This is a genomic window from Streptomyces sp. CNZ287 (genome assembly GCF_007827615.1).
In genome coordinates, this window is sequence record NZ_VISV01000001.1 from 669,093 (window position 1) to 690,393 (window position 21,301).

The 21,301-nt window shown below is 69.2% G+C and carries 34 protein-coding genes; 2 read left to right on the forward strand and 32 right to left on the reverse strand.

Translation table 11 applies throughout. The features are described from left to right. Nucleotides 1-20 precede the first annotated feature (20 nt). From rpsK to FB457_RS03145, 29 genes are all read right to left on the reverse strand, one after another. Nucleotides 21-425: a 30S ribosomal protein S11 gene (gene rpsK / locus FB457_RS03005; RefSeq protein WP_018834824.1), complete on the reverse strand. Its 405-nt coding sequence runs from the start codon at nt 423-425 to the stop codon at nt 21-23. Nucleotides 426-494: 69 nt separating this feature from the next. After that, nucleotides 495-875, reverse strand: coding sequence for a 30S ribosomal protein S13 (rpsM, locus tag FB457_RS03010; RefSeq protein ID WP_027772208.1), 381 nt, complete (start codon nt 873-875; stop codon nt 495-497). Nucleotides 876-1,071: 196 nt separating this feature from the next. Beyond that, nucleotides 1,072-1,185 (reverse strand): 50S ribosomal protein L36, encoded by a 114-nt coding sequence (gene rpmJ / locus FB457_RS03015; protein WP_009740505.1) that lies wholly within the window; start codon nt 1,183-1,185, stop codon nt 1,072-1,074. A gap of 58 nt (nt 1,186-1,243) precedes the next feature. Then, a complete protein-coding gene (gene infA, locus FB457_RS03020) occupies nt 1,244-1,465 on the reverse strand; it encodes a translation initiation factor IF-1 (protein WP_003948620.1) in 222 nt (73 codons plus the stop codon). A 176-nt stretch (nt 1,466-1,641) separates the two neighbouring features. Continuing rightward, complete coding sequence (map, locus tag FB457_RS03025) at nt 1,642-2,478, reverse strand: type I methionyl aminopeptidase (protein WP_047017577.1); 837 nt, start codon at nt 2,476-2,478, stop codon at nt 1,642-1,644. A gap of 257 nt (nt 2,479-2,735) precedes the next feature. Continuing rightward, entirely contained in the window at nt 2,736-3,404 is a 669-nt protein-coding gene (locus FB457_RS03030; RefSeq protein WP_047017576.1) for an adenylate kinase, read from the reverse strand. Continuing rightward, nucleotides 3,404-4,717, reverse strand: a complete 1,314-nt coding sequence (secY, locus tag FB457_RS03035; RefSeq protein WP_047017575.1) for a preprotein translocase subunit SecY — start codon at nt 4,715-4,717, stop codon at nt 3,404-3,406. The genes FB457_RS03030 and secY overlap by 1 nt, the downstream gene beginning before the upstream one ends. A gap of 196 nt (nt 4,718-4,913) precedes the next feature. Next, nucleotides 4,914-5,384, reverse strand: a complete 471-nt coding sequence (gene rplO / locus FB457_RS03040) for a 50S ribosomal protein L15 (RefSeq protein WP_018834829.1) — start codon at nt 5,382-5,384, stop codon at nt 4,914-4,916. Between the two features lies 1 nt (nt 5,385). Further along, nucleotides 5,386-5,568, reverse strand: a complete 183-nt coding sequence (gene rpmD, locus FB457_RS03045) for a 50S ribosomal protein L30 (protein WP_027746238.1) — start codon at nt 5,566-5,568, stop codon at nt 5,386-5,388. Then, a complete protein-coding gene (gene rpsE, locus FB457_RS03050; protein ID WP_125936648.1) occupies nt 5,568-6,170 on the reverse strand; it encodes a 30S ribosomal protein S5 in 603 nt (200 codons plus the stop codon). Before rpsE ends, rpmD begins: the two co-directional genes overlap by 1 nt. Nucleotides 6,171-6,183: 13 nt before the next feature. Continuing rightward, entirely contained in the window at nt 6,184-6,567 is a 384-nt protein-coding gene (gene rplR, locus FB457_RS03055; RefSeq protein ID WP_125936647.1) for a 50S ribosomal protein L18, read from the reverse strand. A 3-nt stretch (nt 6,568-6,570) separates the two neighbouring features. Continuing rightward, nucleotides 6,571-7,110 (reverse strand): 50S ribosomal protein L6, encoded by a 540-nt coding sequence (rplF, locus tag FB457_RS03060; RefSeq protein WP_145780700.1) that lies wholly within the window; start codon nt 7,108-7,110, stop codon nt 6,571-6,573. Between the two features lie 23 nt (nt 7,111-7,133). Beyond that, the gene (gene rpsH / locus FB457_RS03065; protein ID WP_018834834.1) at nt 7,134-7,532 is read right to left on the reverse strand and encodes a 30S ribosomal protein S8; all 399 of its coding nucleotides are present in this window, start codon (nt 7,530-7,532) and stop codon (nt 7,134-7,136) included. Nucleotides 7,533-7,685: 153 nt separating this feature from the next. Further along, nucleotides 7,686-7,871: a type Z 30S ribosomal protein S14 gene (locus FB457_RS03070; protein WP_018834835.1), complete on the reverse strand. Its 186-nt coding sequence runs from the start codon at nt 7,869-7,871 to the stop codon at nt 7,686-7,688. Between the two features lie 3 nt (nt 7,872-7,874). Further along, nucleotides 7,875-8,450, reverse strand: a complete 576-nt coding sequence (rplE, locus tag FB457_RS03075; RefSeq protein ID WP_047017572.1) for a 50S ribosomal protein L5 — start codon at nt 8,448-8,450, stop codon at nt 7,875-7,877. After that, nucleotides 8,450-8,773, reverse strand: coding sequence for a 50S ribosomal protein L24 (gene rplX, locus FB457_RS03080; RefSeq protein WP_047017571.1), 324 nt, complete (start codon nt 8,771-8,773; stop codon nt 8,450-8,452). Before rplX ends, rplE begins: the two co-directional genes overlap by 1 nt. Nucleotides 8,774-8,776: 3 nt before the next feature. After that, complete coding sequence (gene rplN / locus FB457_RS03085) at nt 8,777-9,145, reverse strand: 50S ribosomal protein L14 (protein WP_018834838.1); 369 nt, start codon at nt 9,143-9,145, stop codon at nt 8,777-8,779. A 99-nt stretch (nt 9,146-9,244) separates the two neighbouring features. After that, the gene (rpsQ, locus tag FB457_RS03090) at nt 9,245-9,532 is read right to left on the reverse strand and encodes a 30S ribosomal protein S17 (protein WP_047017570.1); all 288 of its coding nucleotides are present in this window, start codon (nt 9,530-9,532) and stop codon (nt 9,245-9,247) included. Further along, nucleotides 9,529-9,756: a 50S ribosomal protein L29 gene (rpmC, locus tag FB457_RS03095; RefSeq protein WP_047017569.1), complete on the reverse strand. Its 228-nt coding sequence runs from the start codon at nt 9,754-9,756 to the stop codon at nt 9,529-9,531. Before rpmC ends, rpsQ begins: the two co-directional genes overlap by 4 nt. After that, entirely contained in the window at nt 9,756-10,175 is a 420-nt protein-coding gene (rplP, locus tag FB457_RS03100) for a 50S ribosomal protein L16 (RefSeq protein WP_027754754.1), read from the reverse strand. The genes rpmC and rplP overlap by 1 nt, the downstream gene beginning before the upstream one ends. 3 nt (nt 10,176-10,178) lie before the next feature. Beyond that, nucleotides 10,179-11,039, reverse strand: coding sequence for a 30S ribosomal protein S3 (gene rpsC, locus FB457_RS03105; RefSeq protein WP_047017568.1), 861 nt, complete (start codon nt 11,037-11,039; stop codon nt 10,179-10,181). Then, the gene (gene rplV / locus FB457_RS03110; protein ID WP_047017567.1) at nt 11,039-11,386 is read right to left on the reverse strand and encodes a 50S ribosomal protein L22; all 348 of its coding nucleotides are present in this window, start codon (nt 11,384-11,386) and stop codon (nt 11,039-11,041) included. The genes rpsC and rplV overlap by 1 nt, the downstream gene beginning before the upstream one ends. A 43-nt stretch (nt 11,387-11,429) precedes the next feature. Next, nucleotides 11,430-11,711, reverse strand: coding sequence for a 30S ribosomal protein S19 (gene rpsS / locus FB457_RS03115; protein WP_027772222.1), 282 nt, complete (start codon nt 11,709-11,711; stop codon nt 11,430-11,432). A 17-nt stretch (nt 11,712-11,728) separates the two neighbouring features. Next, the gene (gene rplB / locus FB457_RS03120; RefSeq protein WP_047017566.1) at nt 11,729-12,565 is read right to left on the reverse strand and encodes a 50S ribosomal protein L2; all 837 of its coding nucleotides are present in this window, start codon (nt 12,563-12,565) and stop codon (nt 11,729-11,731) included. A 43-nt stretch (nt 12,566-12,608) separates the two neighbouring features. Continuing rightward, entirely contained in the window at nt 12,609-12,977 is a 369-nt protein-coding gene (gene rplW / locus FB457_RS03125) for a 50S ribosomal protein L23 (RefSeq protein ID WP_047017565.1), read from the reverse strand. Further along, nucleotides 12,977-13,669 carry a 50S ribosomal protein L4 gene (rplD, locus tag FB457_RS03130; RefSeq protein ID WP_047017564.1) on the reverse strand — a complete coding sequence of 231 codons (693 nt, stop codon included), beginning with the start codon at nt 13,667-13,669 and terminating at the stop codon, nt 12,977-12,979. Before rplD ends, rplW begins: the two co-directional genes overlap by 1 nt. A 4-nt stretch (nt 13,670-13,673) precedes the next feature. Then, nucleotides 13,674-14,318: a 50S ribosomal protein L3 gene (gene rplC, locus FB457_RS03135; protein WP_018834848.1), complete on the reverse strand. Its 645-nt coding sequence runs from the start codon at nt 14,316-14,318 to the stop codon at nt 13,674-13,676. A 14-nt stretch (nt 14,319-14,332) separates the two neighbouring features. Further along, a complete protein-coding gene (gene rpsJ / locus FB457_RS03140) occupies nt 14,333-14,641 on the reverse strand; it encodes a 30S ribosomal protein S10 (protein WP_003948644.1) in 309 nt (102 codons plus the stop codon). 569 nt (nt 14,642-15,210) lie between these two features. Further along, a complete protein-coding gene (locus FB457_RS03145) occupies nt 15,211-15,696 on the reverse strand; it encodes an ATP-binding protein (protein WP_145780703.1) in 486 nt (161 codons plus the stop codon). Nucleotides 15,697-15,905: 209 nt separating this feature from the next. Between FB457_RS03145 and FB457_RS03150 the strand changes: the two genes are divergently transcribed. Both FB457_RS03150 and FB457_RS03155 read left to right on the forward strand, forming a co-directional pair. Beyond that, nucleotides 15,906-16,757 (forward strand): helix-turn-helix domain-containing protein, encoded by an 852-nt coding sequence (locus FB457_RS03150; RefSeq protein ID WP_047020289.1) that lies wholly within the window; start codon nt 15,906-15,908, stop codon nt 16,755-16,757. A 12-nt stretch (nt 16,758-16,769) separates the two neighbouring features. After that, on the forward strand, nt 16,770-16,964 hold the full coding sequence (locus FB457_RS03155) for a hypothetical protein (protein ID WP_047017562.1): 195 nt from the start codon (nt 16,770-16,772) through the stop codon (nt 16,962-16,964). Nucleotides 16,965-19,016: 2,052 nt separating this feature from the next. Here FB457_RS03155 and FB457_RS03165 read toward each other — a convergent pair. From FB457_RS03165 to FB457_RS03175, 3 genes are all read right to left on the reverse strand, one after another. Further along, nucleotides 19,017-19,886, reverse strand: a complete 870-nt coding sequence (locus FB457_RS03165) for an LLM class flavin-dependent oxidoreductase (protein ID WP_145780705.1) — start codon at nt 19,884-19,886, stop codon at nt 19,017-19,019. Between the two features lie 170 nt (nt 19,887-20,056). After that, nucleotides 20,057-20,464 (reverse strand): Rid family detoxifying hydrolase, encoded by a 408-nt coding sequence (locus FB457_RS03170; protein WP_047017560.1) that lies wholly within the window; start codon nt 20,462-20,464, stop codon nt 20,057-20,059. Between the two features lie 31 nt (nt 20,465-20,495). Then, entirely contained in the window at nt 20,496-21,119 is a 624-nt protein-coding gene (locus FB457_RS03175) for a helix-turn-helix domain-containing protein (RefSeq protein ID WP_052770432.1), read from the reverse strand. Nucleotides 21,120-21,301: the final 182 nt, after the last annotated feature.

Below are 21,301 nucleotides of genomic sequence, written 5' to 3' on the forward strand. Positions count from 1 at the left end.
CGTCTCCTACTTCGCTTTTCTCAGACCCGGCGGCGCTTCGGCGGGCGGCAGCCGTTGTGCGGGGTGGGCGTGACGTCCTGGATGGACCCGACCTCGAGGCCGGTGGCCTGGAGGGAGCGGATCGCGGTCTCACGGCCGGAGCCGGGACCCTTCACGAAGACGTCGACCTTGCGCATGCCGTGCTCCTGGGCGCGGCGCGCGGCGGACTCGGCGGCCATCTGGGCGGCGAAGGGCGTCGACTTGCGCGAGCCCTTGAAGCCGACATGGCCGGCGGAGGCCCACGAGATCACGTTCCCGGACGGGTCGGTGATCGAGATGATCGTGTTGTTGAACGTGCTCTTGATGTGAGCGTGGCCATGGGCCACGTTCTTCTTTTCCTTGCGGCGGACCTTCTTGGCCCCTGCCGCTCGGCTCTTCGGAGGCATTCGGTGTTATCTCCCGTGGAGGTGGTCGGTCCTGCAGCGATGCGGGCGCACGGAGCGGACCGCTGCGGACTACTTCTTGCCCGGCTTCTTCTTGCCGGCGATGGCGCGACGCGGACCCTTGCGGGTGCGGGCATTGGTGGAGGTGCGCTGACCGTGAACGGGCAGTCCGCGGCGGTGCCGCAGGCCCTGGTAGCAGCCGATCTCGACCTTGCGCCGGATGTCCGCCTGGATCTCGCGGCGGAGGTCACCCTCGGTCCTGAGGTTGTTGTCCACGAACTCGCGGATCTTGACGAGCTCTTCCTCGGTCAGATCGCGGACGCGGGTGTCGGGGTTCACCCCGGTCGCGGCCAGCGTCTGCTGGGAGAGCGTCCGGCCGATGCCGAACACGTAGGTGAGGGCGACCTCCACGCGCTTCTCGCGCGGGATGTCGACACCTGCAACGCGTGCCATTGAAGGCTCCTGTGTCTTGTCGGAGGTCTTCCGCAGCACCGTTCCCGTATTTCGCTACGAGCCGGGTCCCCGGCCTCCGAGCCGGGGGTTTCGTCCCACACACGTTCGTGGGGGTCGGGTGACTGCTTCTTTACTTGTTCGCTTGTTGCGTCGCGCGATGAGCTGCGAGCGGTGCGAGGCGATCGGTCGGCGTACGTCAGCCCTGGCGCTGCTTGTGGCGCAGGTTTTCGCAGATGACCATGACCCTGCCGTGGCGGCGGATCACCTTGCACTTGTCGCAGATCTTCTTGACGCTCGGCTTGACCTTCATGTGTCTGGAGGTTCTCCGGGTCGGTGCCCCGCCCCACGGGAGCGGGACGAAGCAAGATCTACTTGTAGCGGTAGACGATCCGTCCGCGCGTCAGGTCGTACGGAGACAGCTCCACCACGACCCTGTCGTCGGGAAGGATACGGATGTAGTGCATCCGCATCTTGCCGCTGATGTGCGCGAGGACCTGGTGCCCGTTCTGGAGCTCCACCTTGAACATCGCGTTCGGCAGAGACTCGACGACGGTGCCCTCGATCTCGATGGCCCCTTGTTTTTTGGCCATGCTTGAGCGCTTCACCTTCCGGATTCGGCTACCTGGATGGCCCCGGGCACACGGGTGCACGGGGACCGACGAGTCAGTCTACGCGACCGCGCCAGAAAGGCGAAATCGGGAGTGTGCCCGCTCCGCAAGATCATTAAGCCCCCGGCGAACCGGGCGCCCCCGCGTGCGCCGCCGCCTCAGCCCAGCGGGTCCGGGGCCGCCGTGATCCCGTACGCCGCGAGCTTCTCGCGGCCGCCGTCCGGGGCCGTCAGCACCAGCGGGCCGGCCTCGGTGAGGGCCACGGAGTGCTCCCAGTGGCTCGACCAGCTTCCGTCGTCCGTCTTGACCGTCCACTCGTCGGCCAGGACGTGCGTGCGCGGGGTGCCGAGGCTGACCATCGGCTCGATGGCGATGCAGAAGCCCGGGACGAGCTTGGGGCCGCGGCCGCGGCGCCTGTCGACGTAGTTCAGCAGGTGCGGGTCCATGTGCATCTGCGAGCCGATGCCGTGGCCGCCGTAGTCCTCGACGATGCCGTACTTGCCGGCGGCCGGGCGCGGCTGGCGGCGGATGTAGCCCTCGATGGCCGCGGAGATGTCCACCAGCCGGTTGCCCTTGCGCACGGCCGCGATGCCGGCCCACATGGACTCCTCGGTCACCCGGCTCAGCTCGTGCAGCTCCGCCTTGTGCCCGGAGCCGACGAAGGCCGTGATGGCGGCGTCCGCGTGCCAGCCGTCGACGATGGCGCCGGCGTCGATGGAGATCACGTCGCCCTCGCGCAGCACGGTCTCGCGGTCGGGGATGCCGTGGACGACGACGTCGTTGACCGACGTGCAGATGTTGCCGGGGAAGCCCCCGTACCCCAGGAAGTTCGGCTTGGCGCCGTGGTCGGCGAGGACCTTGGCGGCGATCTCGTCGAGGTCCTTCGTGGTGGCCCCGGGCACGGCGGCGGCGGCGCACGCCTGGTGCATGGCCGCGACGACGAGGCCGGCGGCCCTCATCTTGGCGATCTGTTCCGGGGTCTTGATCTCCACCATGACGGCTGCTGCCTCCTGGGCCGGCGAGGGACGTCTCCCCCGTCCACGATACGTGCCCGCCGCGGGCCGCCGGGCGGGGGCCGGTGCGGTGGGCGTAGAGGGGTCGTACAGGGGTCGTACGGGCCCGTGGCGCAAGGAACGTACGCCCCGGGGGCCCACGGGCCGCGCAGAGGTCTGTACGGGCCGTGGAACCGCGTCAGCCGGCCCCCGCGGGCGGGCGGGGGCCGGCTGGATGTTCCGCGGCTGCTACGGGCGGCTCACGACCGGTCCGCCGACACCTCGCCGGGCAGCGCCTCCATCGCCCGCCGGGTGACCTCGGCGACCGAGCCGAGCGCCGAGATCGTCGTCACCAGGCCCTGGGCCTTGAAGTAGTCGATGATCGGCTCGGTCTCCTCGTGGTAGACCTCCAGCCGGCGCCGGACCGTGTCCTCGTTGTCGTCGTCGCGCTGGTACAGCTCGCCGCCGCAGACGTCGCACACGCCCTCGCGCTCCGGCGGGGAGTACGTGACGTGGAAGACGTGGCTGCTGTCGTTCCGGCAGATCCGCCGGCCGGCGATGCGCTTGACGACCTCGTCCTCCGGCACCTCCAGGTCGAGCACGGCGTCCAGCTCGAGCCCGGCCTCCTTCATCAGCCCGTCGAGCGCCACCGCCTGCGCCACGTTCCGCGGGAAGCCGTCCAGCAGAAAGCCGCCGGCAGCGTCGGGCTGCTCCATGCGGTCCCAGGCCATCCCCACGGTTACCTCGTCCGGAACCAGGTTGCCCGCCTCCATGTACGCCCTCGCCTGGCGGCCCAGCTCCGTGCCCTTGCTGATGTTGGCACGGAAGAGGTCACCGGTGGAGACGTGCGGAATGGACAGGTTCTTGGCGAGCAGGGCGGCCTGCGTGCCCTTGCCCGCACCGGGAGGCCCGACGAGGACGATTCGCATCAGCGGAGGAACCCTTCGTAGTGATGCTGCTGCAGCTTGCTCTCGATCTGCTTCACCGTCTCCAGCCCGACACCCACGATGATGAGGATGCTCGTACCGCCGAAGGGGAAGTTCTGGTTCGCCTTGAACAGCACCAACGCCACTGTCGGTACCAGTGCGATCAGACCCAGATAGAGCGAGCCCGGCCAGGTGATCCTGTTGAGCACGTAGCTCAGGTACTCCGCGGTGGGACGGCCGGCCCGGATGCCCGGGATGAAGCCACCGTACTTCTTCATGTTGTCCGCGACTTCCTCGGGGTTGAACGTGATGGCCACGTAGAAGAACGCGAAGAACACGATCATGAGGAAGTACGTGATGATGTAGACGGGGTGATCACCGGTGACGAAGTTCTTCTCGACCCATTGCGCCGCGCCCGAATTGGAACCGGTGAACTGAACCACCAGGGCGGGGATGTAGAGCAGCGAGGACGCGAAGATCACCGGGATGACGCCCGCCTGGTTGACCTTCAGCGGGATGTACGTCGAGGTGCCGCCGTAGGAACGGCGCCCGATCATGCGCTTCGCGTACTGCACGGGGATGCGGCGCTGCGCCTGCTCGACGAAGACCACCAGGCCGACCATCGCCAGGCCGAGCGCGATGACGACGATGAACTCGCCCCAGCCGTCGATGATCTTGCCGGACTGCTTGATGTTCCACAGGGCGCCGGGGAAGCCGGCGGCGATCGAGATGAACATCAGCATCGACATGCCGTTGCCGATGCCGCGGTCGGTGATCAGCTCGCCGAGCCACATGACCATCGCCGTACCGGCGGTCATGCAGATCACCATCGTGATGATGATGAAGATCGAGTCGTCGGGAATGATCTGGTCGTTGACCTGACACTGCGGGAAGAGCGAGCCGCTGCGCGCCGTGGCGACCAGACCGGTGCCCTGCAGCACGGCGAGGGCGACGGTCAGGTAGCGCGTGTACTGTGTGATCTTCGCGGTGCCGGACTGGCCCTCCTTCTTGAGGGCCTCCAGCCGCGGGATCACCACCGTCAGCAACTGCAGGATGATGCTCGCCGTGATGTACGGCATGATCCCCAGCGCGAAGATGGTGATCTGCAGGAGGGCCCCACCGCTGAACATGTTGACCAGGCCGAACAGGCCCTGGTTGGCGTTGGCCTCGTCCATGCATTGCTGCACGGCCTGGTAGTCGGTTCCGGGGACGGGAACCTGCGCACCGAGCCGGTAGATCACGATGATGCCCAGCACGAACAGCAGCTTCTTGCGCAGGTCGGGTGTCTTGAACGCCCGGGCGAACGCGGTGAGCACGGTGCCTCCTGCGGCCCCCGTGCTTGATCACGGGGGCTGACGGGTCATTTGTTCAGCGGATGGTCGGTAGACGTCCCACGCAGGCGTACGCCCACATGGGTAGGGACAGTGCACGCCACCTTACCGGGGGGTGCGGCTGCCGTGGAACGACCAACCGGGGATGCCCATGCGGGACATCCCCGGTTGCTCGTCACACTCAGACGCGCTCGGTGACCGAGCCGCCGGCAGCGGTGATCTTCTCGCGGGCGGAGCCGGAGACCTTGTCCACGGCCACCTGCAGCGCCACGGAGACGTCCCCGTTGCCCAGCACCTTCACGAGCTCGTTCTTGCGCACCGCGCCCTTGGCGACCAGGTCGGCCACCGTGACCTCGCCACCCTCGGGGTAGAGCTCGGCCAGCTTGTCCAGGTTCACCACCTGGTACACCTTGCGGGCGGGGTTCTTGAAGCCCTTGAGCTTCGGCAGCCGCATGTGCAGCGGCATCTGCCCGCCCTCGAAGCGCTCCGGCACCTGGTAGCGGGCCTTGGTGCCCTTGGTACCGCGGCCCGCGGTCTTGCCCTTGGACGCCTCGCCTCGACCCACGCGGGTCTTCGGCTTCTTGGCGCCCGGGGCCGGCCGCAGGTTGTGGATCTTCAGCGGCTTCTGCTCCGCCGCGTCCTGGACGGCCATGTCAGTCGACCTCCTCGACCGTCACCAGGTGGCGGACGGTGTGCACCATGCCGCGCACCTGGGGACTGTCATCGCGGACCACGCTGTCGTTCAGCCGGCGCAGGCCGAGCGTACGCAGCGTGTCCCGGTGGTTCTGCTTGCTCCCGATGTAGGACTTGCTCTGGGTGATCTTGAGCTGTGCCATCAGCCGTTCACCCCAGCGCGGGCGCGCAGCATTGCGGCGGGCGCCACGTCCTCCAGCGGCAGGCCACGGCGGGCGGCGATCTCCTCGGGGCGCTGCAGGCCCTTCAGTGCGGCCGTCGTGGCGTGCACGATGTTGATCGGGTTGGACGAGCCGAGCGACTTGCTCAGCACGTCGTGGATGCCCGCGCACTCCAGCACGGCACGCACCGGCCCACCGGCGATCACACCGGTACCCGGCGACGCCGGCTTCAGCAGCACGACACCCGCGGCCTCCTCACCCTGGATCGGGTGCGGGATGGTGCCCTGGATCCGGGGGACCTTGAAGAAGTGCTTCTTGGCCTCCTCGACACCCTTGGCGATGGCGGCCGGCACCTCCTTGGCCTTCCCGTACCCGACACCCACGGTGCCGTCACCGTCGCCCACCACGACCAGCGCGGTGAAGCTGAAGCGACGACCACCCTTCACAACTTTGGCGACTCGGTTGATCGCGACAACGCGCTCAACATACGCGGTCTTGTCGGCAGCAGCGCCGCCGTCCCGGCCCTTCCGGTCCCGCCGCTCGCCGCCGCCGGCGCCGCCACCGCGGCGCTGGGGTCCAGCCATTGGTCTTCCTCTCTCAGAACTTCAGCCCGGCATCGCGGGCGGCGTCGGCCAGAGCGGCAATGCGCCCGGCGTACTTGTTGCCACCGCGGTCGAACACCACGGCCTCGACTCCGGCGGCCCGCGCACGCTCGGCGACCAGCGCGCCGACCTGCTTGGCCTGCGCCGTCTTGTCGCCCTCGGCGCCGCGGATGGACGTGTCCATCGAGGAGGCCGAGGCCACCGTGTGGCCGGCGATGTCGTCGACGACCTGCGCGACCATGTGGCGGTTCGAGCGGGTCACGACCAGGCGCGGGCGGTCCGGCGTACCGGAGATCTTCTTCCGCACGCGGATGTGCCGGCGCTTGACGGCGGCCGCCTTGCGGGCACTGCCCTTGGCGATCTTCACACCGTATGCCATGGCTTACTTACCCGCCTTTCCGACCTTGCGCTGGATGTACTCGCCCTCGTACTTGACGCCCTTGGCCTTGTACGGGTCGGGCTTGCGCAGCTTGCGGATCTTCGCGGCGACCTCGCCGACCTTCTGCTTGTCGATGCCCTCGACGCTGAAGCGCGTCGGGTTCTCGACCTTGAAGGTGATGCCCTCGGGGGCCTCGATGAGGATCGGGTGGCTGTAGCCCAGCGCGAACTCCAGGTCGGAGCCCTTCGCCTGGACGCGGTAGCCGACCCCGCTGATCTCCAGCTTCTTCACGTAGCCCTGGGTCACACCGGTGACCATGTTCGCCACCAGGGTGCGCGACAGGCCGTGCAGCGCCCGGCTCTTGCGCTCGTCGTTCGGGCGGCTGACGACGATCGTGCCGTCGTCGCCACGGGCGACGTCGATGGGCGCGGCGACGGTGTGCGAGAGGGAGCCCTTGGGGCCCTTCACGTTGACCGTACGGCCATCGATGGTGACGTCCACGCCGGCGGGAACCTGGATGGGCAGCTTGCCAATACGCGACATGGCTTTACCTCCGTTCCCTTCCGTTACCAGACGTAGGCGAGGACTTCCCCGCCCACGCCCTTCTTGCCTGCCTGCTTGTCGGTGAGCAGCCCGTGGGAAGTGGAGATGATCGCCACGCCCAGGCCGCCGAGCACCTTCGGCAGGTTGGTGGACTTTGCGTAGACCCGCAGACCCGGCTTCGAGATCCGCTTGATGCCCGCGATCGAGCGCTCGCGGTTCGGGCCGTACTTCAGCTCCAGGACGAGGCTCTGGCCCACCCGGGCCTCCTCGGTCTTCCAGCCGCTGATGTACCCCTCCTGCTGGAGGATCTCCGCGATGTGCGTCTTGATCTTGCTGTGCGGCATCGTCACGGTGTCGTGGTACGCCGAGTTCGCGTTCCGCAGACGGGTCAGCATGTCTGCGATCGGATCGGTCATGGTCATGTGATGGCCTTCGGCCTCTCTCGCCGCGGTTTCCGAACATCCGACCCACCCCGGCCCCCGGGTCTGGGGGTGCCCCCAGCGAAGCTGGGGGAGGGTGTGGTGCGGGGACCTACGGCGTAGTAGTCGGTCAAAGCGTCCCGGTGATCCGGCGGATCACCAGGAGCTCTTGGTCACGCCCGGCAGCTCGCCCCGGTGCGCCATCTCACGCAGGCACACGCGGCACAGGCCGAACTTGCGGTACACGGAGTGCGGACGGCCGCAGCGCTGGCAGCGCGTGTAACCGCGCACCTTGAACTTCGGCTTACGGCCGGCCTTCGCGATCAGGGCCTTCTTTGCCACGGCTCATGCCTCCTTGAACGGGAAGCCGAGGAGACGAAGCAGGGCACGGCCCTCGTCGTCGTTGCTCGCCGTGGTGACCACGGTGATGTCCATGCCCCGGACCCGGTCGATCTTGTCAGGGTCGATCTCGTGGAACATGACCTGCTCCGTGAGACCGAAGGTGTAGTTGCCCCGGCCGTCGAACTGCTTCGGCGACAGGCCGCGGAAGTCGCGGATGCGCGGCAGCGCGAGCGACAGCAGCCGGTCGAGGAACTCCCACATCCGGTCGCCGCGGAGCGTGACGTGGGCGCCGATCGGCATGCCCTCGCGGAGCTTGAACTGCGCGATGGACTTCCGGGCCTTGGTCACGGACGGCTTCTGGCCGGTGATCGTGGCGAGGTCCTTGATGGCGCCCTCGATCAGCTTGGAGTCGCGGGCGGCGTCGCCCACGCCCATGTTGACCACGATCTTGGTCAGGCCGGGGATCTGCATGACGTTCTCGTACGAGAACTCGTCCTTCAGCTTGGCCTGGATCTCGTCCCGGTAGCGCTGCTTGAGACGCGGGGGCGTGCCCGCGGCGGTCGCAGTGGTGGCAGTCATCAGATGTCCTCACCCGTCCGCTTGGCAACGCGGATCTTGTTGCCCTCGTCGTCGAAGCGGTAGCCGACCCGGGTCACGACCTTCTGGCCGTCCTTCTCCACCACCAGCTGAACGTTGCTGACGTGAACGGGGGCCTCGGTCGTGATGATCCCGCCGGTCTTGGACCCGCGGGCCGTCTGGCCGGCCTTGGTGTGCTTCTTGACCCGGTTGACACCCTCGACCAGGACGCGGTCCTCGCGCGGGAAGGCCGCGATGACCTTGCCCTGCTTGCCCCTGTCCTTGCCGGTGATGACCTGAACCAGGTCGCCCTTCTTGATCTTCATGTGCTACAGCACCTCCGGCGCGAGCGAGATGATCTTCATGAACCTCTTCTCGCGCAGCTCACGGCCGACCGGGCCGAAGATACGGGTGCCGCGGGGGTCGCCGTCGGCCTTGAGGATGACGGCGGCGTTCTCGTCGAAGCGGATGTACGAGCCGTCCGGCCGGCGGCGCTCCTTGACGGTGCGCACGACGACCGCCTTGACGACGTCGCCCTTCTTGACGTTGCCACCCGGGATCGCATCCTTGACGGTGGCGACGACCACGTCACCGATACCCGCGTAGCGGCGGCCCGATCCGCCGAGCACACGGATGCAAAGAATCTCCTTTGCACCCGTGTTGTCGGCGACCTTGAGTCGCGACTCCTGCTGGATCACGTCTATCTCCTGATCGTCTGCCGGTTCCCGGCGGGACCCGTGGTAGCGGGGACCCGCCGAGCCTGGCGGAACCGTCCTGGGGGCTCCCCCCAGGAATACTTACTTGGCCTTCTCGAGCACCTCGACGACGCGCCAGCGCTTGGTCGCCGACAGCGGCCGGGTCTCCATGAGGAGGACGCGGTCGCCGACGCCGCAGCTGTTCTGCTCGTCGTGCGCCTTGTACTTGGTCGTACGGCGGATGACCTTGCCGTACAGCGCGTGCTTGACGCGGTCCTCGACGGCGACGACGACGGTCTTGTCCATCTTGTCGCTGACGACGAGACCCTCACGGGTCTTGCGGAAGCCGCGCTCGGTCTTGGTCTCTTCGGTCACATTCGTCTCGCTCATGAGGCGCTCTCCACCGTGTCGATGCCCAGCTCACGCTCGCGCATCAGGGTGTAGATCCGGGCGATGTCCTTGCGGACGGCCTTCAGCCGGCCGTGGTTCTCGAGCTGTCCGGTCGCCGCCTGGAAGCGGAGGTTGAACAGCTCTTCCTTGGCCTCGCGCAGCTTCTCCACGAGGTCATCGTTGGAGAGCTCACGCAGCTCGGTCGCCTTGGTACCGGCGGCCATCACGACTCACCACCCTCGCGCCGGACGATCCGGCACTTCATCGGAAGCTTGTGAGCCGCGCGGGTCAGCGCCTCACGAGCGGTCTTCTCGTTCGGGTACGACAGCTCGAACATCACGCGCCCGGGCTTGACGTTCGCGACCCACCACTCCGGCGAGCCCTTGCCGGAGCCCATGCGGGTCTCGGCGGGCTTCTTCGTCAGCGGGCGGTCCGGGTAGATGTTGATCCACACCTTGCCGCCACGCTTGATGTGCCGCGTCATGGCGATACGCGCGGCCTCGATCTGCCGGTTGGTGACGTACGCGGCCGTGGCGGCCTGGATGCCGTAGTCGCCGAACGCCAGCTCGGTGCCGCCCTTGGCGAGACCGCGGCGCTTCGGGTGGTGCTGCTTGCGATGCTTGACCCTGCGAGGGATGAGCATGGGTCAGCCCTCCGTTCCGGTGCTGTCGGTAGCAGAGCCCGCGGCACTACCGGCGGCGGTGCCGGCGGCCTCGGCCCGGGGGGCCTCGGCAGCCGGAGCCTGCTGCTGCTCACGCTGCGGACGACGGCCGCGGCCACCGCGCTCACCGCCGCGACGCGGACGGTCGCCACCGCCGCCGCCACCGCGGGACGGGCGGTTGCCGGCGCGGGCCGCGGCGTTCTCGGCGCGGACCTCGGCGATGTTCTTCACGTCGCCCTTGTAGATCCAGACCTTCACGCCGATGCGGCCGAAGGTCGTACGGGCCTCGAAGAAGCCGTAGTCCACGTTGGCGCGCAGGGTGTGCAGGGGCACACGGCCTTCGCGGTAGAACTCCGAGCGGGACATCTCGGCGCCGCCGAGCCGCCCGCCGCACTGGATCTTGATGCCCTTGGCGCCCGCCTTCATCGCGGACTGCATGCTCTTGCGCATGGCCCGGCGGAAGGAGACGCGCGAGGAGAGCTGCTCGGCGACGGCCTGGGCCACGAGCTGCGCGTCGGTCTCGGGGTTCTTCACCTCAAGGATGTTGAGCTGCACCTGCTTGCCGGTGAGCTTCTCCAGGTCGCCGCGGATCCGGTCGGCCTCCGCGCCGCGGCGGCCGATGACGATGCCCGGCCGGGCGGTGTGGATGTCGACGCGGACGCGGTCACGGGTGCGCTCGATCTCCACCTTGGAGATGCCGGCGCGCTCCATGCCCTGCGTCATCATCCGGCGGATGGCGACGTCTTCCTTGATGTAGTCCTTGTACAGCTTGTCGGCATACCAGCGCGACTTGAAGTCGGTGGTGATGCCAAGCCGGAACCCGTGCGGGTTTACCTTCTGGCCCATTACCGGGTCCCTTCCTTGCTGCCGACGACCAGCGTGATGTGGCTGGTGCGCTTGCGGATCCGGTACGCCCGGCCCTGCGCGCGGGGCCGGAACCGCTTCCAGGTCGGGCCCTCGTCGACGTACGCCTCCTTGACGAAGAGGCTGTCGACGTCGGTGTGGTCGTAGTTGTGCGCCGCGTTGGCGATGGCGCTGTCCAGCACCTTGCCGACGGGCACGCTCGCGGCCTGCGGGGCGAAACGCAGGACCGCCTGAGCCTCCGTGGCGTTCATGCCACGGATGAGGTCCACCACACGGCGGGCCTTCATGGGCGTGACGCGCACATAGCGCGCGGAGGCCCTGGCTTCCATGGTTGTCCCTTCAATGTGAGTCATGGTCTTCGCACTCCGCAGGTCAGCGACGACGCGACTTGCGGTCGTCCTTGACGTGGCCCTTGAAGGTGCGGGTAGGCGCGAACTCGCCGAGCTTGTGCCCGACCATCGACTCGGTGACGAACACCGGGACGTGCTTCTTGCCGTCGTGCACCGCGATCGTGTGCCCCAGCATGGCCGGGACGATCATCGAGCGGCGGGACCAGGTCTTGATGACGTTCTTGGTGCCTGCTTCGTTCTGCGTGTCCACCTTCTTGATGAGGTGGTCGTCGACGAAGGGCCCCTTCTTCAGACTGCGCGGCATCTCTACTCCACCCGCTCCTAGCGCTTCTTGTTCGTCTTGCGGCGGCGGACGATGTACTTGTTGCTCGCCTTCTTCGGCGAACGCGTACGACCTTCCTTCTGGCCCCAGGGCGAGACCGGGTGGCGACCACCGGAGGTCCTGCCCTCGCCACCGCCGTGCGGGTGGTCGATCGGGTTCATCACGACACCGCGGACGGTCGGGCGCACGCCCTTCCAGCGCATGCGGCCGGCCTTGCCCCAGTTGATGTTCGACTGCTCGGCGTTGCCGACCTCGCCGACCGTGGCGCGGCAGCGGATGTCGACCAGCCGGATCTCGCCGGACGGCATCCGCAGGTGGGCCATGCGGCCCTCCTTCGCCAGAAGCTGCACGTGCGCACCGGCGGAGCGGGCGAACTTCGCGCCGCCGCCGGGCTTCAGCTCGATGGCGTGGATGACGGTACCGACCGGGATGTTGCGCAGCGGCATCGCGTTGCCCGGCTTGATGTCCGCGCCGGCGCCGTTCTCGATCCGGTCGCCCTGCTTCAGGCCGGCCGGCGCGAGGATGTAGCGCTTCTCGCCGTCGGCGTAGTGCAGCAGCGCGATGCGCGCGGTGCGGTTCGGGTCGTACTCGATGTGCGCGACCCGGGCGGGGACGCCGTCCTTGTCGTGCCGACGGAAGTCGATCACGCGGAAGGCGCGCTTGTGGCCACCGCCCTGGTGGCGGACGGTCACACGACCGGAATTGTTTCGGCCGCCCTTGCTGTGCAGCGGGCGGACCAGCGACTTCTCCGGCGTGGACCGCGTTACCTCGACGAAGTCGGCGACGCTGGCGCCACGACGGCCAGGAGTCGTCGGCTTGTACTTGCGGATACCCATTTCTTCAGTCCTCGTCCGTGACGGACAGCCCTGTCGGTCCCCGTCAGGAGACCGGGCCGCCGAAGATGTCGATGCGCTCGCCCTCGGCGACGGTCACGATGGCGCGCTTGGTGTCGGCGCGCTTGCCGTAGCCGGTGCGGGTGCGCTTGCGCTTGCCCTGGCGGTTGATCGTGTTGACCCCGATGACCTTGACCTGGAAGACCTTCTCCACGGCCTGCCGGATCTGGGTCTTGTTCGCCCGCGGGTCGACGATGAACGTGTACTTGTTCTCGTCGAGCAGCGCGTAGCTCTTCTCCGAGACGACGGGCTTCAGCAGCACGTCGCGCGGGTCGTCGTAGGTCTTGCTGGTGACGGTGAACTCCGCCGCCGTCTCGTCCGCGGCCTCGGCCCCGGTCTTGTCCATGTCGACCATCAGGCGTCGCTCCCTTCAGCCTTCTGGAGCTCGACCTCGTCGGCAGGAGACTGGCTCTTGCCGCCGCCCTTGACGGGGCCGGCCACGAACCGCTCGAAGGCGGCCTGCGTGAAGACCACGTCGTCGGAGACGAGCACGTCGTACGTGTTGAGCTGACCGGCGTCCAGGATGTGCACGTCGGGCAGGTTCCGGGCGGACAGCAGCGACAGGTCGTCGTCCCGCTCGATGACCAGCAGCACGTTCTTGCGCTCGCTGACCTTGCCGAGGAGGGTCCTGGCGGCCTTCGTCGAGACCTCGCCGTCGACCACGCCGGTGACGACGTGGATCCGGCCGAGGCGCGCCCGGTCCGAGAGGGCGCCGCGCAGCGCGGCGGCCTTCATCTTCTTCGGGGTCCGCTGCGAGTAGTCGCGCGGCACGGGGCCGTGCACGATGCCGCCGCCCGCGAACTGCGGGGCGCGGATCGAGCCCTGGCGGGCGCGGCCGGTGCCCTTCTGGCGGTACGGCTTCTTGCCGCCGCCGCGGACCTCGCCGCGGGTCTTCACTTTGTGCGTGCCCTGCCGGGCAGCGGCCAGCTGGGCGGTGACGACCTGGTGGATCAGCGGAATGCTGACCTGCGCGTCGAAGATCTCCGCGGGGAGTTCGACGGTCCCGGCCTTCTCGCCCGCCGGCGAAAGGATGTCAACGGTGCTCATTACCTCAGGCCCCCTTGGCCGCGCTACGGACCAGGACGAGGCCGCCGTTCGGACCGGGGACGGCGCCCTTGATGAGCAGCAGTCCCTTCTCCGCGTCAACGGCGTGGACGGTCAGGTTCTGGGTGGTGACCCGCTGGTTGCCCATCCGGCCGGCCATCCGCATGCCCTTGAACACGCGGCCCGGGGTGGCGCAGCCACCGATGGAGCCCGGCTTGCGGTGCACGCGGTGGGCGCCGTGGCTGGCCTTGCCGCCGGCGAAGCCGTGGCGCTTCATGACACCGGCGAAGCCCTTGCCCTTGCTCTTGCCGGTCACGTCGACCTTCACGCCGGCCTCGAAGGTCTCGGCGGTCACCTCCTGGCCGAGGGTGTACTCGGAGGCATCCGCGGTGCGGATCTCCACCAGGTGGCGGCGGGGAGTGACGTCGGCCTTGGCGAAGTGGCCCTTGAGGGGCTTGTTCACCTTGCGCGGGTCGATCTCGCCGAAGGCGATCTGGACGGCGTCGTAGCCGTCGGAGTCTGCGGTGTGGACCTGGGTGACGACGCAGGGGCCGGCCTTGACCACGGTCACGGGGACGACACGGTTGTTCTCGTCCCAGACCTGGGTCATGCCGAGCTTCTCGCCCAGGACACCCTTGATCTGCTTAGCCATCTCTTCGCGACCTCTCAGAGCTTGATCTCGATGTCGACGCCGGCCGGGAGGTCCAGGCGCATCAGCGAGTCAACGGTCTTGGGGGTCGGGTCGAGGATGTCGATCAGACGCTTGTGGGTGCGCATCTCGAAGTGCTCGCGCGAGTCCTTGTACTTGTGCGGCGACTTGATGACGCAGTACACGTTCTTCTCAGTGGGCAGCGGCACCGGGCCCGCGACCGACGCACCAGTGCGGGTCACCGTCTCGACGATCTTCTTCGCCGAGGAGTCGATGACCTCGTGGTCGTAGGCCTTGAGCCGGATGCGGATCTTCTGTCCCGCCATGGCTTCTCAGCAGTCCTGTTCTCGTAGCGCTCCGGCGCCCGGTGGTTTCGCCGCGTACCCGTTCCCCGACCCACGCGGTCGGGCGTGTCGCAACCCTCCCCGCATTGATCCCGCGAAAGCATTTCTCCTACGGACGTCCACGGAGGTCCGCGGTCCGCAGGAGTTTTCCTTGCAGGAAGAGGGGGGAAGATCCCACCGAGTGCCCTGGCCTGCACCCCGCTGACGCTTCCCGGAAGATTCCCGTACTTCCGCCCCTGATGAGGGGCGACGAATACGTGGGACTCGCTTCCGGTCCTCCCGGCGGGAGGCGCGCAGCATCGACGCTCAGCCGAGCAACCCGGATAGTGTGCCATACGGCGCTCGGCTCGCGCCAATCGGCCCAAATACCACGCCGGGCGCGGAGCGGCGACGCAGGGGCGGCGGAGGGGCGGCGCAGGAACTGCGGAAGGGCGGCGGAGGGGCGGCGGGGGCTGTTCTGGGGCCTTCCCAGGGATCGCCGCTCCCGCTCGGGATTCCCCGGGATCTCGGCACGCGTCATGGGTGTTCCCCCCTCGGCTGGATACCTGCGGTCAGTATCCGTCGCGGGCCCGTCCGTAGTCAGGGGCGGGGAACGGAAGCCCGGCGACGACGGCTTTGCCGCGCACGCGGCGGGGGACGACGCCCCAGGCGGCGGCGAGTGTGTCGACGAGGAGGAGCCCACGACCGCCGCAGGCGGTGTCGGCGGCGTCCGGCGGCGCCGGGGAGAGGGCGGGGAGGCCCGGACCCGGGTCGGAGACGGCGAGCCAGTAGTGACCGTCGGCGGGCCAGAGGAGCAGCTCGACGAGATGGTCGCCGGCGGGTTGGGCACCGTGGCGTACGGCGTTGGTGACGAGCTCGGAGACAAGAAGCTGGAGATCGTCGCGGAGGCGGGGGTGGTGGGGGCGGGGCAGGGCGTCGAGGACGGCACGACGGGCACGGGGGACGGAGAGGGGGTGGGCGGGGAAGGTCCGGCGGACGGGGAGGGGCGGGATGGGCGGAGTGGGGGTGGGGGCTGGGGCGGGGAGGTGTGGGGGCATGGCGTACTCCTGGGCCTGGGTTGGTCGTTGAAGTGCCGGTGGCATGCCTCCCTGGGCGCGAGCACGCCCACCCCAGGGAGAGCGGGCATGCTCGCGCGGTGCGCTTCCGGCGTTGCTGTGAGTACCTTGCGCACTACCGAGAGTAGGCGCATGTGGGGCAAAATTGCTAGCCTCGCGAAAAATTCTGCCCCGCGCATGAAGGGATGGCCATGGCTGCCAGGAACACGCCCACTGAGCGGCAGAAGCGCTTGGGGATCGAGGTACGGAAGATCCGCACCTCGGCCGGCATGTCTGCCACGTACGCCGCCGGGCTGCTGGGAGTGGATAGCGGCAAAATCTCCAATATGGAGTTCGGCCAGCGCACCATCACACCCGAGCGGCTGCGCACTCTCGCCTGCAACTGCCACTGCACCGACGAGAAGTACGTCGAGGCCCTGATCGCGATGGCCCAGCCCGGCGAGAAGGGCTGGTGGGAACGGTATCGCGGCAGCCTCCCCCACGGGCTGCTGGACATCGCAGAGCTGGAGGCGCACGCCAGCCGGATGCGTATCGGAACGACCGTGCACGTCCCGGGCCTGCTACAGACCTCCGACCACGCCCTCGCCGTCTTCCGCGAGGTCATGCCGCCCCTGCCGGAGGACGAGGTCGGCCTGCGACTCGCTCTCCGCGCCAAACGCCAACAGGTACTCCTCGGCACCAACCCGCCCGGCTACGTTGCAGTCGTGCACGAGGCTGCTCTGCGCATGCAGTTCGGCGGTCGGCTGGTCGCTCGCGGGCAGTTGCAGCACCTGCTCGACGCCTCTGACCGGGAGAAGGTCACCGTCCGGGTGATCCCGTTCGAGCGGGGGTCCTTCCCCGGCGCCGGCCAGAACATCTTCTACGCCGAGGGGCCGGTCCCCCAACTCGACACCGTGCAGATCGACAACTCACACGGGCCGGACTTCCTGCATGCGGAAGGACAACTCGCGAAGTACCGAGCGCAACTCGACCGGCAGGAGGACGCCGCTCTGCCGCCAGACGAGTCCCGCGCCTTCATCCGCGAGATCGCACGCCAACTCTGAAACGAGGTAACCATGACCCACACCATCGACTGGGAAGACCCGTTCTGCGGCGAAGGCAATGCGTGCTTCCGCATAGGGACAGACCCGGAGGGCAACGCGCACATCGCCGTGGCGGGCCAGGAAGAGGACCGCATCACCGACTCCGTGGAAGCCCTCCGCACGCTCATCCGGGACATCAAAGCCGGCAAGGCGGACCACCTGCTGTGACGGCGCCAACCCGGCGCACGGGGTGGTCCGTGTCGGGGTGGGGCGGCGCCGTGTGGGCACCCCCCGGGCCACCCATCTCCTGAGTGTGCGGGCCTACGCCCGGCGTCAAGGGCGTCCCCTCCGCTTCGCTCCGGGAACGTCGCTTCGCGATGGGGCTTCGCCCCACCCTTGACCCCGGACTCCGGCCCGAGACAGACCGGCGGCTATGAGTGGCCCGGGGGGAGCGGCACCCCTTGAATGCCCTACGGGTCGGTGCCCGGCGGACGGGGGCCGACACCACCGCAGCGGGGCCGCCCCGCTTGCGGATGCCCCCGACTCGGCTCGAAACCGCGTCCGGGCAAGCCGCGACGGGCGAAGTTACGGCAATGCGCCCCTGCAGATCGGCGCAAATCGCCCAGGCGGCCAGACTTTCGCCCATCGACGCGCACCCAGCCGACTCCAAGCGCACGAGCCGCCATTCGCGCCCCCGAGCGGAGGAAACCGGTACGAGTTCTCGGAAGCACCCCCTGAGGATCGGGGCAAATCGCCCGCGGGGATCGACTTTTGCGCATCGACACGCATGGAACTCACGCCCATCCGCTGCCAGGTAGCCCGGGGCGCTCAAGCGGAGAAATCCGGACGTAACCTGCGGCAACACCCGGCAATCCGGCCCGAATCGGCCTCCGAAGCCCGAGTTTCTCTGCGCGGAGTGCACGCGCGGCCCGTAGCCCCAGGACTCGGGGCGTGAAGTGGCCGCGATGCGTGCCACTGGGACAAACTCTCGGCAACCCACCCCCAAAACCACTCCAAAAGCCCCACGGGACCAGACTTTCGCCCACCCACACGCATCCACCGGAACCACCCCGCCCGATGACCGCGAACCGGGCGACGCCAGCGCCGGCCTCCGCCCCCGGCCTTCCGGCGGCTCCGGCGAGTGGGCCGACCCACTCCGGCGATCCGCCTCCACCCGCCGGGCACCACGGCAATCGGGCAGGCCCGGCTCCGGGGTCCGGCCCCTGTTCCAGCGGGCATACGCGAACGGGATGAGCCCGGCTCCGGTCTCCGCCCCCGCCCGCCGGGGGCATCCGCAATCGAGGGAGGCCCGACTCCGGCGATGCGCCCCCGGCCGTCCGGGATACCGGCGATCGGAGCCGGCACGGCTCTGGCGATCCGACCCCACGGCCTCCCGCGACACTCGGCGACCGGACAGGGCCGGCTCCGGTGACCCGACCCACGGCGTCCGCGGCACTCGGCGATCGGGGCGCGCCCGGCCCCGGTGGTCCGCCCCCGGCTCCGGGACGCCTCGGCAACCGGGCGAGCCCAACTCCCGGTGGCTCGCCCCCGTCCGCAGGGACGCCTCGGCGATCGGGCAGAGCCGGCTCCGGTGGTCCGCCTCTCCGTCCGCGGGGCTCTGCATCCGTAGATTCGGTTCGAGGGTGCCCGCTCCCCCTGGGCCACCCTTAGCTGCCGGTCTGTCCAAGGCCGGAGTCCGCAGTCAAGGGTGGGGCGAAGCCCCATCGCGTAGCGACGTTCCCGCAGCGAAGCGGAGGGAACGCCCTTGACGGCGGACGCAGGCCCACACTGAAAGAGCGGGGTGGCCCGGGGGGAGCCCCAACGACACCGCCACTCCCTTCGCCGCAACCCCCGCACCCGGTCCACTCCGCGTACCGACCGCCCACCCCGGCGCCGCACCCCCGCACCCGCCCCACGCCGCGTACCGTCCGCCCATCCCGGCGCCGCACCCCCCGCACCCGCCCCCCGCACCCGCCCCACACACGCCAGACCCACCGGCCCCGCCCGGGACCCGGGTCCGTTGTCAGAGCAGGCACATACCCTTGGGTGGGTGTGAGGGGAGATGGGGACGCCCACCGCACCGCTGACCGGGTCCGTTGTCAGAGCACGCGCATACCCTTGGGCGGGCGTGAGGGGGAAGTGGGGCCGGGGAGAACCAGGCCGGAAGACCCCGCGGCACGAACCCAGACCGACCCGCACCCCCGGCACCCTCTCCACCCGCCACCGGCCACCGGCCACCGGCCACCCGCCACCCGCCACCGGCGGACCCGCCTCCACCCCCTACTCGACCACCGGCGGACCCGCCTCCACCCGGCGCAGTACCGCCGGCAGGCTGTCCAGCTCCGGGCCCGTCTGGACCTGCCGTTCGTCCCACCACGTGGCGCCCTCGTCGCGCAGTGGGCCCACGATGTCCCTCGCCTTCGCCGGGTCCGGGGGTGTCGCGCCGCCGAGTACGTACTCGAAGGGGCCCTCGGCCCCGGCCGCCGCGCGGTGTTCGCGTACGTAGGCGAAGAGATCCCGTACCTCCGCCAGGTCCGGTACGTATCCGTGGCGGGAGGACTCGAACAACGGCACCGCGCCGTCCCACCTCGCCGCCCGCCGCATGGGCGGGCGGCGGGGCCAGAAGCCGCCGATCCACACCGGCGGGCGGGGCTGCTGGGCGGTGGCGGGCAGGAGGGTCACGTCCTGGGCCTCGAAGTGCCGGCCTCGGTGGGTCACCGGCTCTCCGGACCAGAAGCTCTGAAGCAGCTCCAGGCCCTCGTCCAGCCGCTCGCCGAGCACCCGCGGCTCGGCGGTGTCGCCGAAGCTGCGGTACTCGTCCTCGATGGGACCGCCCAGGCCGGCGCCGAAGATCACGCGGCCGCCGCTGAGCTGGTCGAGGGTGGCGACCTGGCGGGCGAGTTGCTGCGGGAGGTAGCGGGGGACGGGGGTCAGCAGGGTGCCCAGCCGGATGCGGTCGGTCGCCAGCGCGGCAGCGGTCAGGAGCATCCACGGGTCGCCGAAGGGGCGGCCCAGGTGGCGTCGGTGCAGGACGTGGTCCCAGACGAAGAGCCCGTCCCAGCCGGCCTGTTCGGCGGCGGTCGCGACGGCCACGACGTTGCGGGGGTCGGCGAAGTCGCCGAAGTTCGGGATGTTGGCGGAGAAGCGCATCCCCGCAGGATGCGCAGCACGCGGCGCGGAGGCAATCACATTGCCCCCGAGTCGGCCCCGCGCGCCTGCTCCCCTCCCAACCGCATGACGAGATCCCGTCCGGCCCGGCTGGACCGGAAGGGATCCCGGGTGCTTCAGCGGTCTTCACGAGGACGGCCGGGCGCCCCGGCTCACCGGCCGGGGAGGTGGGCGATGGCGTCGATGTCGACGAGGAAGCCCAGCGGCGGCGGCGACTGCATCGTCATCCGGGCCGGGAGGTAGTCGTCGAAGTACGTCTCGTAGACCGCGTTCATCCTGGCCCAGTCGTCGACGTCCTTCATGTGGATCGTGACCTTCACGAGGTCGTCCAGTGTGCCGCCGGCCGCTTCGAGTATCGCCTTGATGCTGCCCATGACGTGCGCTGTCTGTTCCTCGATACCGCCTTCCACGACCTCCTCGCGAGCCGAGTCGTAGGGGACGGTGCCGGAGATGAACAGGAAGTCACCGGCCTGTACCGCCTGGGGGAACGGGCCGACGGGCAGCACCGCGTTCGGCGTGTGGATGACGCGCTTGGCGGGTGTGTGCTGTGTGTCGTTCACGAACCACCTCCGGGTCGAGTCGGGCGGCGCTTCAACCGCCCTGCTGCCTGGCTGTCCGGTACGTCTCCGGACTGCCGCTCACGTCGCCGTACCGCGCGGGCGGATAGCTCATGACGGAGAGCAGGCGGGCCCCTTCGCGGGAGAAGTACCGGTGCGTCACGTCACCCGGGAACCAGAGGGCGTCGCCTGCAGACAGTTCCACCTCCCGGCCCTCCGGGCCCGCCTCCAGCGAGCCCTCGGTGCAGTACACGAGTTCCTCGGTGCCGGGCGGATGCAGGCTGGTATACGGGGTCCCTGCCAGGACGCGGACGTCGTAGATCTCGGTGCGGTGGCTGCGGCCCTCGGCGAGGACCAGACGCGCCACCAGGCCGCTCTCCGACGTCATCGACGGACCGTCGTCGGCCCGGATGACCCGGGTCTCCGGCACGTTCTCTTCGCCGAGCAGCGTTCCGAGCGTGATGTCGAAGGCGCGCGCGAGCCGCCACATCGTCTCCAGCGACGGGTTGCCGGCGCCGGATTCGAGCGTCGACAGCAGAGTTTTCGACAGGCCGGTCCGGCCCGCCAGCGCACCGAGGGACCAGCCGCGGGCCTCGCGGTGAGCCCTGATGGTCCGGGCCACGCCGCCGCTCGCGGAGGCGAACGCACTGTCCATCATAGTTTGCGATCGTACAGTTCAGTTGTCGCCTCGTGAAGACCTCGGAACGGGTCGCCGCTGCCCCGACGAGATCACGTGGGGGCTCTTCCGTCCTGGTGGTCGCCGGCCGCCGTCGTCAGGAGAAGCCTCCTGCTCCCGGCGGGTCCCGCGGGAGGAAGCGTTTCTCACCCCGGGCCCCACAC